This is a genomic window from Rhodococcus globerulus, from assembly GCF_019334125.1.
Lineage (GTDB): Bacteria > Actinomycetota > Actinomycetes > Mycobacteriales > Mycobacteriaceae > Rhodococcus_F > Rhodococcus_F globerula.
In genome coordinates this window covers 5,776,859-5,790,961 of record NZ_CP079698.1, presented here as the reverse complement: position 1 = coordinate 5,790,961, position 14,103 = coordinate 5,776,859, and the positions used below count along the sequence as shown (strand labels likewise).

Sequence of the window (14,103 nt, the reverse complement as noted above, 5' to 3'; positions counted from 1 at the left end):
GTCAGCGTAGTCGGTCAGATCTTCGCGGCCAGTCGTGTGCCCTGTTCGATGGCACGTTTTGCATCGAGTTCGCCGGCTACGTCTGCCCCGCCGATGATGTGGGTCACCATGCCGGCAACGGTCAGCTCGTCGACGAGATCGCGCACGGATTCCTGTCCGGCGCAGATCACGATGGTGTCGACCTGGAGGAGGCGAGGCTTCTCGTGCTTCTCGCCGAAGGTGATGTGCAGGCCGGCGTCGTCGATCCGTTCGTAGTTCACGCCGGAGAGTTCGTGCACACCCTTGTTCTTCAACGCGGCGCGGTGGACCCAGCCGGTTGTCTTGCCGAGGCCGGCTCCGATGCGTCCGGGCTTGCGCTGCAGGAGGTAGACCTCACGCTCCGAAAGCTCCGGGATGGGTGTGGTGAGCGCTCCCGGTGCCATCTCGGGTTCCGTGACGCCCCACTCCTGCTTCCATTCCTTCAGGTGCAAGGTGGGTGATGTTGGGTGAGTGAGGAATTCGCTGACGTCGACGCCGATACCCCCGGCTCCGATCACAGCGACGGTCTTGCCGACGGGCTTGCCCTCGCGGACCACCTCGGCGTACGTCAGTACCTTCGGATTCTCGATGCCGGGGATGTTCGGGACTCGCGGCGTCACTCCGGTGGCGACCACGACCTCGTCGAAGGATCCGATGAGATCGGCTGGAGTCACGCGTGTTTCAAGCTTGACGTCGACGCCGGCAAGGTCGAGTTGCCTGGTGTAGTACCGGATGGTTTCGGTGAACTCTTCCTTGCCTGGGATCAACTGCGCGATCCCGAACTGGCCGCCGATCGTGTCCGACGCCTCGAACAGGGTGACTGTGTGGCCGCGTTGTGCGAGATTCAACGCTGCAGAGAGACCGGCAGGTCCGCCGCCGACAACAGCAAGATTCTTGCTGCGGCGGGTGGCGGAGAGAACGAGCGTCGTCTCGCGTCCCGCGCGTGGATTGAGCAGGCAGGACACATGTTTGCGCACAAAGGCGTGGTCGAGGCAGGCCTGGTTGCAGGCGATGCAGGTATTGATCTCGTCTGGTGCTCCGCGTTGTGCTTTGTTTGCCCAGTCGGGATCGGCCAGCATCGGGCGGGCCATGGAGATCAATTGCGCGTCGCCGCGGGTGAGAATTTCCTCAGCCGTCTCGGGCATGTTGATCCGGTTGGATGCGACCACCGGAATGCTGACGTGCTTTTCGAGTTTGCCGGTGATGTCGACAAAGGCGGCGCGGGGTACGGAGGTCACGATAGTCGGCACCCGTGACTCGTGCCAGCCGATGTCGGTGTTGATGATCGTGGCGCCTGCAGCTTCGATTTCCTGTGCCAGAGTGACGATTTCATCCCACGTCTGACCGCCTTCGACCAGATCGGCCATAGACAGGCGGAACACGACGATGAAGTTCGGACCGACGGCGCGGCGGGTGCGTCTGACGATCTCGACGGCCATGCGTCGACGGTTCTCGGAGCTACCACCCCATTGATCTTTACGCTTGTTCGTGCGCTCGCACAGGAACTGGTTGATGAAATAGCCTTCGCCACCCATGATTTCGACGCCGTCGTATCCGGCGGATTGAGCGAGCTTGGCGCAACGGACGTAGTTGCGGATCTGCCAGCGCACCCCACGATCAGTGAGCCGCCGTGGCCGGAACGGGTTGATCGGCGCTTTGATCGACGACGCCGACACACTGAACGGTTGGTAGCTGTACCGACCGGCGTGCAGGATCTGCAATGCGATCTTGCCACCTGCGTCGTGTACTGCCTTGGTGATCCGGCGATGGCGGCGCGCCTCGATCTTGTTGGTCAGCTTGGCTCCGAACGGAAGGAGCCAGCCGGTGCGGTTGGGGGCGTAGCCGCCGGTGACGATCAATCCGACGCCGCCGCGCGCGCGTTCGGCAAAGTACTCGGCAAGTTTGTCGATGTCTTTGGCCCGGTCTTCGAGACCGGTGTGGATCGAACCCATGACTACGCGGTTCTTCAGTGTGGTGAACCCGAGGTCGAGGGGTTCGAACAGGAGGGGGAACTGCGGAGTGGTCATGGCTGCGGGTGTCCTTCCGAGTTGCTGGCAGCGGAGTTGTTGTCGGCTGAGTTGTTGTCGGCAGGGGGTAGGGCGTCCAGAATTTCCTGGCACCAGTCGACAAAGCCCTCTTCGACGCGGATGCCGCCGCGCAGAACGAGATACTGATGCAGGGGTGATCCGGAGAGAGCTGTGGGATTGGGGAAGTCGCGTTTCTCGATAAGTCGGTAGACGTCGAGTCGGGAGGCGTGGCCGTCGCGGTGGCGAGCGACTTCGTCTCGAAGTGCGGGGATGTCTGCGCTACCGGCGGCGCGGATCTTCACGGCCAGTTCATTACGCAGATGGCTGGGTTCGGACGGTTCGGCTATCCAGCGCGTCAGCTCGGCGCGGCCGGCTCCGGAGACCCGATACACCTTCTTGTCCGGGCGCCCGTCCTGAGCGACGGTTTCCACCTCGAGCCACCCGGCTTCGTCCATCCGCTTGAGTACGCGGTAGATCTGCTGGTGCGTCGCGCTGTGGAAGAACCCGATCGACTTGTCGAATCGACGGGTCAGGTCGTAGCCCGACGCCTCCTGCTCGGTCAGCGAGGTGAGGAGCGCGTGTTCGAGTGCCATGAGTGAAGTATGTATGCACCTCGTTTCATATGCAACCAAGTGCATACCCTGAAAAGTTTGCACTGTTTTGTCCCTCTCGCTCGAATAGGCTCGCGATCATGAGCGCAGAGTCGACAAGTACGCAGGCGGAACCGCCCGCAGGGATAGGCGCCGCGGCGACCAAGAGTCAGGTGGTTGCGTGGGGGCTGTGGGACTGGGGATCTGCAGCATTCAACGCGGTGATCTTGACTTTTGTCTTCTCCGTTTACCTCACCGACGCAGTGGGCGACGATCTACCCGGCTCGGTGTCGGCCACAACATGGCTCAGTTGGGCACTCGGAATCGCCGGATTCTTCATCGCGATTCTTGCTCCCGTCACCGGACAACGGTTCGACGCGTCAGGCAAGCGCAAGTGGTCGTTGGCGATCCTCACCGGCATCACCGTTCTGTCGATGGCTGGGTTGTACTTCGTCGAGGACAACTATCGGTATCTGTGGCTGGGGCTTGTGCTCCTCGCCATCGGTTCGGTGATCTTCGAACTGGCCGGAGTTCCGTACAACGCCATGATGCGGCAGGTGTCGACGCCGGAGAACTTGGGCCGCGTGTCCGGGTTCGGCTGGGCCATGGGTTATTTCGGTGGAATTGTTCTGTTGTTGCTCTGCTACTTCGGGTTCATCGTCGGTGACGGCGACACGCGAGGTTTTCTGGGATTGACCACCGACGGCGGCCTGAACATCCGGATGGTGGCACTGCTTGCGGCGGTATGGTTTGCCGTCTTCGCGATCCCGGTGTTCTTCAAGGTGCCCGAGTTGCCTACGCCCGACGCAGATCCGGGTGCGGCAAAGGCGGGGTTCCTCGATTCCTACCGCGTGCTGTGGCGCGACTTGCGCGAACTGTGGATCGTCGACCGTCGCACTATCTGGTACTTGATCGCGAGCGCCTTGTTCCGCGACGGACTCGCCGGGGTGTTCACTTTCGGTGCTGTCCTTGCCGTGAATGTGTACGGCATCAGTGCTGCGGACGTACTGTTGTTCGGCGTTGCGGCCAACGTTATTTCGGCCATCGGCGCCTTGGTGGCAGGGCGATTCGACGACCGGATCGGGCCCAAGCAGGTCATCACCGTATCGCTCGCGTCGATGATCGTGGTCGGTGCAATCTTGATCGCGGTGTCCGGGCCGGTGATGTTCTGGATCTTCGGACTCGCGCTGTGCTTGTTTGTCGGGCCGGCACAATCGTCCGCTCGAACGTTCCTGGCGCGCATCACTCCGCCCGGTCGTGAAGGTCAGCTTTTTGGTCTGTATGCGACCACAGGCCGAGCAGTATCGTTTCTTGCGCCGACACTGTTCGGCCTGTTTGCGTGGATGTTCGGTGCCGATCGCGCCGGCATCGTCGGACTGTTGGTGGTTCTTGCTGTGGGTCTGGCTGCCTTGTCGCTGGTCAAGGCGCCCGAAGGCGACAGTGCGGAGGCTGTTAGTCCTTGAAGTAGACCAATTGGTGAGTGGTGGCCAGCAGTTCGCCGTCACTGCCCCATAATTCGGCGCTCTGATCGAAGTAACCGTTACCGAAACGCTGGGTGCGTGCGGTTCCGAGGACGGAGCGATCGGACTGCCGGGCCAGCGCTGCGGCGTCGGCATGGAAGTAGATCGTCAGCGATACGGTTCCAGCGGGAGCCATCTTGCCGCGGCGCAGGAACACTCGCGGAAAGAACACATCGCACAACGAGGTCAGCGAGAAGAAATCAAGCGCGCGCGGCGGGCTGTCGCGAACCCAGAGAGTCGAGACGGAGTCGGGATGCTCGCCGGATTCCAGATCGGGGATTGCGCCCTCGATAAACCGCATTTCGTAATTCTGAGCCCAAGCGATGAACTCGGGGAACGGTTGCGCGGGAACATCTTCTGCAGCCGGCACCGCGGGCATCTCGATTTCCGTGGAGTCCCAGGTATCGCGGCGGAGGCCGAACACAGCTGTTGCGGTAGTCGCCACGGTGCCGTTCTGAGCGAGTTCGATCCACCAATGCTGTGTCGTTCGGTTGGTGCGCACCGGACGCGCAGTGATCTCGAACTGGCCTTCGGCGATCGGGCCCGCAAAATTGACCGTCAGCGACAGTGGTTCACCTAGGCACTCGGGGTGCCGCTGAACCGAGGCCAGCAACGTGGCCGAGGTGATTCCGCCGAACGGGCCGACCATGTTGTTGTATGCGGTACTGGTGTGCCCGGTCGAGAGACCCGGCGTAATGGATTCCAGGTCGACTGCGGCATCAAACGGATGCGGGGGTGCAACGGTTGTGGTCACGACAAGCTCCTGACGGTGAAATCGGTGTAGTAGGCAGTCAGTATATGTATGACAACCTACATAGAAGCTCAGGTGTAGGTCGGATCAGGCTCCCGCTCGCCGGATTATCGCGTCCGCCAGTTCCTCGGCGCGTTCCTCGGGTACCCAGTGACTGCCGCCCTCCAGAACCACAAATTCGTACGGCGCATCCACGAATTCACCGCATCGTTCTGCTGCGGCGCGGCCGAGTGCGGTGTCGGCCGTACTCCAGACGTACGTCGTCGGAACAGTGGTGGGGGCTATGTCTCCGAAATCGCGAGTCATGGCGCGATACCAGTTCAATGCGCCGGTCAATGCTCCATCGCCACTGAGGATGCGAATATGTTCGTCGGCGAACTCGGGATCGATCTGGCCGTCGAACATCGCCCGCAATCGTCGGAAGTTGTCCTCCGACAACACCTTTTCGGCCTTCCCTTCCTGGCGGAGCAGTCGGATGTACGTCGAGCGTTCCTTTTGATCCTGGTCTTCGCGCAGCGCCCAACCGAAAGCGGTGGGGTGGGGAACCGAGATTGCGGTCAGGCTGCGAATTCGCTGTGGATGCCGTCCCGCAACCTGCCAGGCCACTGCGGATCCCCAGTCGTGGCCGACAAGATGAGCGTCGGGCAACCCCAGGGCGTCGAGCAGGCCGACGGTATCGGCAACAAGGTGCTCGATGCGATAGGCGTCGACGCCGGAGGGACGGGCATCGGGGGAATACCCGCGCTGATGCGGCGCTATGACGCGAAATCCGGCGGCCGTCAGTAGGGGAGTCACTTTGCCCCAGGACGCGGCGCTTTCGGGGAATCCATGCAAGGCAAGAAGCGGGACGCCGTCGTCCGGACCGGAAATCAGGACGTCGAATGTCAGGTCGCCGACAGGAATCCGAAACGTATTCGTGGAGGACATGGTGCCACCGTACGAGGCAACTCCGGATCCACACCACACTTCGGGCTGAATTGATGACCGGCGGTCGCCTCAGCAGGCGATACGTTTGGGGGAAGGTGTGCGAAAGGCAGACTACTGGTGTCCGCGGGCCGGCCGTGTCTGTAGTTCTGGTGCGGCGGCGGTCAGTAGGGCGGCCCGATCGCGGGTCAACGGCGGATAGATGCGTTGGGTGTTGATGGTGTTCTTGGTGGCTTTGGCCTGTGCGCCGGTCGCCACAACTTGCCGATCCCAGCCTTCGGTGTAGACCGCACCTGCCGGGCCTAGGTCCAAAACCGTGACATACCACGGGATGCGGAGGGCCAGCATCGGATTGCCGAGCAGATCACCGATCACGTTGTACCCGGCGTAGCGGCCCATCGGCCGGCTGTGCTGGCAGGACATCACCGACTGATGCTGATTATCCATCTTCGCGGTGGCGACGTCGCCGGCAGCGAATACGCCTGGTACGCCGATCACCTGGAGATAGTCGTCGACCGGGAGCCGTCCGAGCCGATCACGTTCGACCGGGAATTGCGCGGTCAACGGGTTTGCCTTCATGCCGGCGCACCAGATGACCGTCGCGGCGGGCACCATCTCATCCGAAGACAGCGTGACCCCGCCCTGGTCCACCGTGGTCACACTCATCCCGGTCAGTGTCTCGACTCCGGTGTTGGACAATGCCGCTTCGATGACCGGCCTCGCCGACGCACCCATATCCGATCCGACGTTGGGGTTGTGGTCCACCAGCACCACGCGCGAGGTCACGTCGGCGCCGAACAGGGCAGTGAGCCGGCCTGGCAACTCGCAGGCGGTTTCGATGCCCGTCAGGCCGGCCCCGACCACCACCACGGTCGCCGCGGCGGGTGTGACGGGTCCTTCGGCCAGCAGGGTCAAATGAGCGTCGAGTTTCATTGCGCCGTCGTAGGTATCGACGTCGAACCCGAACTCCGTCAGACCCGGGATATCGGGTCGGGCTACACGGCTACCTGCCGCCAGAACGAGGCGGTCGTAGCCGTACGTCTGTGACTGACCACCGACGTTTGCGGAGACGGTCCGCGCACCGGTGTCGATTGCGGTCACCTCCGCGCTGACATAGGCGATCCCGGCCGGGTTGAGGACATCGGCCAGCGGGATGCGGCAGGCGCTGAGATCGGTCTCGTAGTTGCGCACCCGGATGTCGTGGAAGGGCTGGGCACTGAGCACCGTGATCGACACCTGCCCGGCCGGTATCCCGAGTTCGTCGAGCCGCCGAGCAGCGCCGAGCGCGGCCCATAATCCGGCGAATCCGGAACCGATGATGATGACATCGCTCATGCGTCGAGGGTCTCACGGATCGCGGCAGAACAGGTGTGTGCTGCGTTGGAATGTCGAGAACGCTGCGATAAGAGAAACAATTCGCCGATGACTTAGCCCGGTCTGTCAGGTCAGTATCTGAGTACGAGCGCCATTTTTTACGTCGAGAGGTACAAACTTATGTCGATCGATCATGTTCTCGCTGTTGTCCCCGTTCGAGATCTGACAGAGGCAGTGCAGTGGTACTCGAGTCTGTTCGGACGCGGGCCTGACAATCGCCCGATGGTGAACTTGGCAGAATGGCGCGTGACTGACACTGGATGGGTGCAGGTCACGGTGGACACTCGCCGTGCGGGTCTAGCGCTGCTCAACTTTGCCGTGGACGACCTCACGACGCACCGTGAGGCGGTCGGTGTGCGAGGGCTGACGCTGGATGCGGTGGTGGATGCAAACAAAGGTGTGCAGTTGTCGAGTATCAGCGATCCTGACGGCAACACGCTGACATTCATCGGCGGGTTCCGGATCCACTACTAACCGGAACTACGCCTCGTGTACGAGTTCGTAGTGTTCGACTCTGTTTCTAGGTTCGAGAGGGATCCCAGGTAGCCATACCCAGAATGATCAGCCGCAACTGCTTCTCGGCCCGCGCGATTACAGCATCTTCGCTGGGATATCCCGGCGAGCCTGCGTCGAGGAGTGCCACGACGGCGGTGAACATCACGCCGACGATCAGGTCGGCCGCAATTTCAAGATCGTCGTTTCGCCAGTTTTCCAGCCCAGCCATTCGGGAGAGGTCGACGGTGAGTTCGCTGACGAACAATCGCATCTCGGTGTTGATGGCGCGTCGTATCTCGCTGATGCCGCCGTAGCGTTCGCGGCAGAGGAAGCGAAACTCGCGCTCGTGTGAATGAACCTGGCGGACAAGGATATCGAGTGAGGTTCCGGCGTTCTTGGGGCTGGGGTCGCGCCTGGCGTCGCGCAACATTTGCCGAAGCATGCGCATGCTCTCCTCGACCAGGACGACTCCGAGGTCTTCCATCGAGGCGAAGTGCCGATAGAAGGCCGTGGGGACGATGCCCGCCTCGCGGGCCACTTCGCGGAGGCTGATGCCGGCAAAACTCCGGTCGGCGAGGAGATCCATCGCGGTATCGAGCAGCGCTTGGCGTGTGCGCTCCTTCTTGGCTGCGCGATTTTCCGGCTCAGCCTTGGTCACGATGTACGAGTGTAGATATCGGCACGGTGGACTCTTTCTGTGGATCGCGTAACTCACGTCACATTCATCTTGACATATACCTGTGTGCACCTGTCACACTATTATCAGTGAACATTTGTACACTGAAATTATGCAACCTGGAAGGAGTGGCTGACAATGGCATCAACCTCCAAGACTCTGGCCAGACGCGGGCTGGCCCTGATCGAAGCCATGGCTGCTCCGCATCAGATCGATCGGTACCTCGAACTCGTCAATCCCATGGCGACGGTGCGCGACATTCGCGGGCAGGTCGTAGCGGTCGACCATCCGACCGCTGATTCAGTGACATTGACCCTGCGTCCGACGCGCCAGTGGCGCGGATTCTCTGCCGGACAGTTCGTCCAGGTAGGCGTCGTGATCGACGGGGTGCGTCATACCCGCTGCTACTCACCGGCTGGTTCTGCGTCCAGCCGTGATGGCCTTATCGAACTCACCGTGAAAGCCCATCCCGGTGGGCTGGTGTCGCAGTATTTGAACGCGCATGCCGAACCGGGACTTGTAGTCAGCTTGTCGCAGGCCGACGGTGTTTTTACGCTCCCCATCGAACGGCCCTCCCACATACTCCTGATCAGCGGTGGCAGTGGAATCACCCCGGTGATGTCGATGCTGCGCACCCTCGTCGACGCAGAACATCGCGGCGAGATCGTGTTCCTGCATTACGTGAACACCAAGAAGGATGTGTCGTATCTCCACGCGTTGAAGGGCATCGCTGAGCAGCATCGGAATGTGAAACTGGTACTCGTGTACACCGAATCCGGTGGGGGAGACCTGGACGGTTTCTTCGACAACACGCACCTGAGCGCGGTCGCGCCCTGGATTGCCGATCCGGAAACGGCCGATGCGCAGGCGTACCTCTGCGGGCCACCCGGGCTGATGCACGGTGTGCGCGAGGTCTTTCGTGAACTCGACATCGAGCACCTGCTCCATACCGAGGAGTTTGCACCCGCCGCAGCTGAACCCGGCGACGCAGGCGGCGAAGTGTCGTTCACGAAAAGTGGAGTGGCGGCCGAAAACTCAGGCAAAACCCTCCTCGAACAGGCGGAAGCCGCGGGGCTGAGTCCGGAATACGGCTGCCGGATGGGCATCTGCTTCTCGTGTACCTCCGTCAAGAAGCTCGGCCGAACACGCAACATTCGCACCGGTGAGACCGACGACGAACCCGACAAGAAGATCCAACTCTGTGTCAGCGCACCCGTCGGCGACGTCGCCGTGGATATCTGAGCGAAGACACCAACACTTTTTGGAGACTGTCATGTTTGGACTTTCCCTTTCTACACTCCCTTTCCTGGGCAACGGACCTGATAAGAACCCCGACGCTCCGGTAGTACTCACCTACGACCAGGTCGAGGAAATCGGCCGTGAGTTGGATGCGATCCGGGATCGCACGGTCGCATCGCTCGGCGCCGAGGACCGCGAATACATTTATCGGATCATCAAGGCGCAGCGTGGTTTCGAGGTTGCCGGCCGAGGTCTGATGTACCTTGGCTTCCTGCCGCCGGTGTGGCTCGCAGCGGTGGGCGCGCTGAGTATCTCGAAGATCCTGGACAACATGGAGATCGGGCACAACGTCATGCACGGTCAGTACGACTGGATGCGTGAACCAGGCCTCAATTCCGAAGTGTTCGAATGGGATACGGTGTGTCCGTCGGACCAGTGGCGTCACTCGCACAACTACATGCATCACACCTACACAAATATTCTGGGCAAAGACCGGGATATCGGATACGGCATTCTGCGTATCGACCCAGCCCAAAAATGGAACCCCTATTACCTCGGTAATCCGGTATGGGCGTTTGCCTTGATGATGCTCTTCGAGTGGGGCGTCATGATGCATGATCTGGAGATCGAGAATGTCCTCGCCGGCAAGCGGAAATGGTACGACGTCAAACCGCTGATCAAGGGTTGGTGGAAGAAGGCAGGCAAGCAGGTCCTCAAGGACTACGTTATCTTCCCGGCTCTTACCGGACCGCTGTTCGCCACCACTCTGGCAGGAAATGTCACCGCAAATCTGGTCCGGAACGTATGGACCTACTCGATCATCTTCTGCGGCCATTTCCCCACCGGCGTACAGAGTTTCACGGAGGACGAGACGGCCGAGGAGACTCGGGGGCAGTGGTATGTCCGTCAGATGCTCGGCAGTGCCAACATCCAAGGCAGTCCGTTGTTCCACATCATGTCCGGCAACTTGTCCCACCAGATCGAACATCATCTGTTCCCGGACCTGCCGGCACATCGGTACCCGCAGATTGCGCCTGAGGTCGAGGCACTGTGCGCGCAGTACGGTTTGCCGTACAACACGGGTGGCTTCTGGAAGCAGATCGGATCGGTATGGGGCAAGATCTTCAAGTTTGCCTTGCCGCCTGGAATGATCAAGTCACAGAGTCTTACCGGTGTTATTGTCGAACGCCAGAGAACCGTAGCCTGAGAGGCGCACACGTGATGGTCGGGAAATTTGAACGTCGCAAAGACACCGTCCAGGAATTGACGGAATCGGCGGCCACGCACGTCGGATCCATCGCGATGATCATCGCCGGTGCAGTCCGCGACGTGACCCGGGAAATCGGGGACTGGGTATCCGACGGTATCGAAATGCGTGAGGCGGCAAAGAAAGCCGCCGCCGACGACACAACCGAACCACCGACTTAACTGATCCGGCAACGCTGATCCGTCAACACTGATCCGTCAACACTGATCCAGCAACACTGATCCAGCAACACTGTTTCGTCAACGCAAAGGACGCCCCCACTCAGTGGAGGCGTCCTTTGCCGGTTAGACGGTACTTCTTAGATAACGCCCAGCGAGATCATGGCGTCGGCGACCTTGACGAAGCCGGCGATGTTCGCGCCGTGCACGTAGTCGCCAGGCTTGCCGTACTCGGCAGCCGTGTTGATGGTGCGGCTGTGGATGCCACGCATGATGCGGGCGAGACGCTCGTCGGTGTACTCGAAGCTCCAGGAATCGCGTGACGCGTTCTGCTGCATTTCGAGAGCCGAGGTGGCGACGCCACCGGCGTTTGCTGCCTTACCTGGAGCAAACGCGACGTTGGAGTCGCGGAAGAGTGCGATGCCACCGGGGGTGGTGGGCATGTTCGCGCCTTCGGCAACAGCCTGAACGCCGTTGGCGATCAAGGTCTTTGCGGCGTCTTCATCGAGCTCGTTCTGGGTTGCGCAGGGGAGTGCAACGTCGCACGGCACGTCCCAGATGGAACCGCCGGCGATGAACTGTGCGTGCGGAACGGCGTCGGCGTACTCGCTGATGCGGCCGCGGCGAACTTCCTTGATCTCCTTGAGGAGGTCGAGGTCGATGCCCTTCTTGTCCACGATGTACCCCGAGGAGTCGGAGCAGGCGATCGCGACGCCGCCGAGCTTGTGGATCTTCTGGATCGCGTAGATGGCGACGTTGCCGGATCCGGAGATCACGACGTTCTTGCCCTCGAGGTCTTCGCCCTTGGCCTTGAGCATTTCGGCGACGAAGTACGCAACGCCGTAGCCGGTGGCCTCGGTGCGGACCTGAGACCCGCCCCAGGTGATGCCCTTGCCGGTGAGAACGCCGGACTCGTAGGTGTTGGTCAGTCGCTTGTACTGGCCGAACAGGTAACCGATCTCGCGGCCACCGACGCCGATGTCGCCGGCCGGAACGTCGGTGTATTCACCGATGTGGCGCTGCAGTTCCGTCATGAAGGACTGACAGAAACGCATGACCTCTGCGTCGGTGCGGCCCTTGGGATCGAAGTCCGATCCACCCTTGCCGCCGCCGATGGGCAGGCCGGTGAGGGAGTTCTTGAAGATCTGCTCGAAGCCGAGGAACTTCACGATGCCCAGGTTGACACTGGGGTGGAACCGCAGGCCGCCCTTGTACGGGCCGAGTGCGCTGTTGTACTGGACGCGGAAGCCACGGTTGACGTGAACATTGCCGTTGTCGTCGGTCCACGGCACGCGGAAGATGATCTGGCGTTCCGGCTCGCACAGGCGCTCGATCAGCCCGGCGTCGGCGTAGCGCGGGTGGCGCTCGAGTACGACGTGGAGAGATTCGAAAACTTCGGCTGCAGCCTGGTGGAACTCCGGCTCACCTGCATTGCGAACCAACACCTGATCATAAATCTGCGCTACGCGGTCACGTACGGACACCGCTCACCTACCTGACATTGTGAGTACTTTTTTACATTTCCGTTACATAGTAGGCGCCTTTGTTGCCCAATCCGGCATCCGTTGGGCGAAGGTGAAATCCGCCACACCGGGTTTTTCCGGGAAATCAAGTGACCGTTTTATAACGATTTGCTCTTCTTTCACTCTGTTAACACTGCGCTGGTGGTTTGCTGGCGGAGCGAACAAATAGACAGAGGGGATGCGTGTGCGCTCGAAACGGTCTGTGTCAGCGTTGTTGTCCATAGGTGTAGTCACGATTGCGGCAACCATCGCGTCAGCCCCAGCGGCATCGGCGATAGGTGGACCGTGTGGGGCAGGCGGTACCGGTTCGCTTGGCTCGCTGACGGGTTCGATGACGGGTTCCCTCTCGGGCTCTGCCGGCACGGGATCGCTGGTCAATTCTTTGCCCTGGATCACGGGCGCACCGAACGGCGCATTGCCCGTATTGACCGGCCGGACCAAGGCAATCGAAATGGTGACCGGCCCTGGCAGCCCGAACGACACGATCAACCGGTTCAACGTCTCGGGTACAGACCTCGGAATCATGTGGGACAACGGGCTTTCCGGAGCTGACCACAACGTGTTGATGGCATTCGGTGACACTGTCGGCGACTGCGAGGTCGACGGCGACGACTGGCGCAGCAATGTGCTCTTCCGCAGTAGTAACACCGATTTCCAGGACCGGCTTCGGATCGACAGTTCACCCAAGGACCTTCCGAACCACTCCAAGGAGATCATCCCCGGATTCGGCATCCCGTTCGAGTTCACCACGATCCCGACGGCCGGCATCTCCTACGGCGGTGTGCAATACATCCGGTTCATGTCGGTTCGTACGTGGGACGAGCCGGGCGCCTGGACAACCAACTACTCGGCGCTGGCCTACTCGACGGATAACGGCGAGAACTGGGACATCGATCCCGTGACGGTACGCGCCAACACTCCTGGCCTCGACATTCCGGGAATTCCGGCTGTGTCCTCGATCAACGAGAACTTTCAGCAGAGCGCGTTCGTCGACGGTGGCGACGGCTATATCTACGAGTACGGCACCCCGTCGGGACGCTTCGGGAAGGCAGTTTTGGCGCGTGTCCTCGGTGCAGAACTGCGAAACCCCCTTGCCTACACGTATTGGGACGGTTCGGGTTGGAGTGCGAACTCCGACGACGCGGTGCAGGTCATCAAGGCCCCGGTCAGTGAACTCGCGGTGCAGTGGAACGACTATCTCGACAAGTACGTCGCGATGTACACCAGCGCGGACGGCAGTCTGGTGATTCGGCAGGCCGATCATCCCGAGGGTCCGTGGAGTGGCACGCAGACCCTTCTGAGCGGATATACCCTGCCGAGCCTGTACGGCGGGTTCATGCACCCGTGGACCTCTCGAACCGGCAACACGCTCGAGTTTGTCGCGACAACGTGGGATCGCTACAACGTGATCTATATGCAGACAGACCTGACGGGCATGAAGATGTCGTCGTCGGATTCGCGCGACCGGCCGGACCCAGCGACAACCGGTGAGGCTCAGCTCCTGGAGATGAGAATGCCCGGAGAATAGCAATATGGAATAG

General features: G+C 61.1%; 13 protein-coding genes. 6 read left to right on the top strand and 7 right to left on the bottom strand.

Going from position 1 to position 14,103, the window contains the following annotated elements:
- Nucleotides 1–14 precede the first annotated feature (14 nt).
- A complete protein-coding gene (locus tag KYT97_RS26460; RefSeq protein WP_116102810.1) occupies nt 15–2,045 on the bottom strand; it encodes an NADPH-dependent 2,4-dienoyl-CoA reductase in 2,031 nt (676 codons plus the stop codon).
- Nucleotides 2,042–2,638, bottom strand: a complete 597-nt coding sequence (locus KYT97_RS26455; protein WP_045066905.1) for a PadR family transcriptional regulator — start codon at nt 2,636–2,638, stop codon at nt 2,042–2,044. Before KYT97_RS26455 ends, KYT97_RS26460 begins: the two co-directional genes overlap by 4 nt.
- Before the next feature lie 98 nt (nt 2,639–2,736).
- On the opposite strand from KYT97_RS26455, the gene KYT97_RS26450 reads away from it, so the two are divergent.
- Nucleotides 2,737–4,098 (top strand): MFS transporter, encoded by a 1,362-nt coding sequence (locus tag KYT97_RS26450; RefSeq protein WP_045066906.1) that lies wholly within the window; start codon nt 2,737–2,739, stop codon nt 4,096–4,098.
- Here the strand turns inward: KYT97_RS26450 and KYT97_RS26445 are convergent.
- The 3 genes from KYT97_RS26445 to KYT97_RS26435 form a co-directional block, all read right to left on the bottom strand.
- Nucleotides 4,088–4,909 (bottom strand): acyl-CoA thioesterase, encoded by an 822-nt coding sequence (locus KYT97_RS26445; RefSeq protein WP_045066907.1) that lies wholly within the window; start codon nt 4,907–4,909, stop codon nt 4,088–4,090. The two genes, KYT97_RS26450 and KYT97_RS26445, sit on opposite strands and share 11 nt — an antisense overlap.
- An 84-nt stretch (nt 4,910–4,993) precedes the next feature.
- Nucleotides 4,994–5,833: an alpha/beta fold hydrolase gene (locus KYT97_RS26440; protein WP_033232769.1), complete on the bottom strand. Its 840-nt coding sequence runs from the start codon at nt 5,831–5,833 to the stop codon at nt 4,994–4,996.
- Nucleotides 5,834–5,944: 111 nt separating this feature from the next.
- The gene (locus KYT97_RS26435; protein WP_219111085.1) at nt 5,945–7,165 is read right to left on the bottom strand and encodes an NAD(P)/FAD-dependent oxidoreductase; all 1,221 of its coding nucleotides are present in this window, start codon (nt 7,163–7,165) and stop codon (nt 5,945–5,947) included.
- A 159-nt stretch (nt 7,166–7,324) separates the two neighbouring features.
- Between KYT97_RS26435 and KYT97_RS26430 the strand changes: the two genes are divergently transcribed.
- On the top strand, nt 7,325–7,678 hold the full coding sequence (locus KYT97_RS26430; RefSeq protein WP_092808732.1) for a VOC family protein: 354 nt from the start codon (nt 7,325–7,327) through the stop codon (nt 7,676–7,678).
- 46 nt (nt 7,679–7,724) lie between these two features.
- On the opposite strand, the gene KYT97_RS26425 is transcribed toward KYT97_RS26430, so the two are convergent.
- On the bottom strand, nt 7,725–8,357 hold the full coding sequence (locus KYT97_RS26425; protein WP_033232777.1) for a TetR family transcriptional regulator: 633 nt from the start codon (nt 8,355–8,357) through the stop codon (nt 7,725–7,727).
- Nucleotides 8,358–8,513: 156 nt separating this feature from the next.
- Between KYT97_RS26425 and KYT97_RS26420 the strand changes: the two genes are divergently transcribed.
- Genes KYT97_RS26420 through KYT97_RS26410 form a run of 3 tightly spaced genes read left to right on the top strand, consistent with a single transcriptional unit; the run spans nt 8,514 to nt 11,042 of the window.
- Nucleotides 8,514–9,617, top strand: coding sequence for a ferredoxin reductase (locus KYT97_RS26420; protein WP_219111083.1), 1,104 nt, complete (start codon nt 8,514–8,516; stop codon nt 9,615–9,617).
- A gap of 31 nt (nt 9,618–9,648) precedes the next feature.
- Nucleotides 9,649–10,821: a fatty acid desaturase family protein gene (locus KYT97_RS26415; protein WP_045066911.1), complete on the top strand. Its 1,173-nt coding sequence runs from the start codon at nt 9,649–9,651 to the stop codon at nt 10,819–10,821.
- A 14-nt stretch (nt 10,822–10,835) separates the two neighbouring features.
- Entirely contained in the window at nt 10,836–11,042 is a 207-nt protein-coding gene (locus KYT97_RS26410; RefSeq protein ID WP_033232783.1) for a hypothetical protein, read from the top strand.
- Nucleotides 11,043–11,179: 137 nt separating this feature from the next.
- On the opposite strand, the gene gdhA is transcribed toward KYT97_RS26410, so the two are convergent.
- On the bottom strand, nt 11,180–12,523 hold the full coding sequence (gene gdhA, locus KYT97_RS26405) for an NADP-specific glutamate dehydrogenase (RefSeq protein WP_033232785.1): 1,344 nt from the start codon (nt 12,521–12,523) through the stop codon (nt 11,180–11,182).
- Nucleotides 12,524–12,740: 217 nt separating this feature from the next.
- Here gdhA and KYT97_RS26400 point away from each other — a divergent pair, with 217 nt between their 5' ends.
- On the top strand, nt 12,741–14,090 hold the full coding sequence (locus KYT97_RS26400; protein WP_219111080.1) for a glycoside hydrolase family 183 protein: 1,350 nt from the start codon (nt 12,741–12,743) through the stop codon (nt 14,088–14,090).
- The last annotated feature ends 13 nt before the right edge of the window (nt 14,091–14,103 follow it).

What these genes read in the sequence shown, in the direction of transcription:
- KYT97_RS26400 (WP_219111080.1), top strand. Translation starts at nt 12,741, where the DNA reads ATGCGTGTGCGCTCGAAACGGTCTGTGTCAGCGTTGTTGTCCATAGGT.
- KYT97_RS26435 (WP_219111085.1), bottom strand. Translation starts at nt 7,165, where the DNA reads ATGAGCGATGTCATCATCATCGGTTCCGGATTCGCCGGATTATGGGCC.
- KYT97_RS26460 (WP_116102810.1), bottom strand. Translation starts at nt 2,045, where the DNA reads ATGACCACTCCGCAGTTCCCCCTCCTGTTCGAACCCCTCGACCTCGGG.
- KYT97_RS26415 (WP_045066911.1), top strand. Translation starts at nt 9,649, where the DNA reads ATGTTTGGACTTTCCCTTTCTACACTCCCTTTCCTGGGCAACGGACCT.
- KYT97_RS26420 (WP_219111083.1), top strand. Translation starts at nt 8,514, where the DNA reads ATGGCATCAACCTCCAAGACTCTGGCCAGACGCGGGCTGGCCCTGATC.
- KYT97_RS26450 (WP_045066906.1), top strand. Translation starts at nt 2,737, where the DNA reads ATGAGCGCAGAGTCGACAAGTACGCAGGCGGAACCGCCCGCAGGGATA.
- KYT97_RS26410 (WP_033232783.1), top strand. Translation starts at nt 10,836, where the DNA reads ATGGTCGGGAAATTTGAACGTCGCAAAGACACCGTCCAGGAATTGACG.
- KYT97_RS26455 (WP_045066905.1), bottom strand. Translation starts at nt 2,638, where the DNA reads ATGGCACTCGAACACGCGCTCCTCACCTCGCTGACCGAGCAGGAGGCG.
- KYT97_RS26440 (WP_033232769.1), bottom strand. Translation starts at nt 5,833, where the DNA reads ATGTCCTCCACGAATACGTTTCGGATTCCTGTCGGCGACCTGACATTC.
- KYT97_RS26430 (WP_092808732.1), top strand. Translation starts at nt 7,325, where the DNA reads ATGTCGATCGATCATGTTCTCGCTGTTGTCCCCGTTCGAGATCTGACA.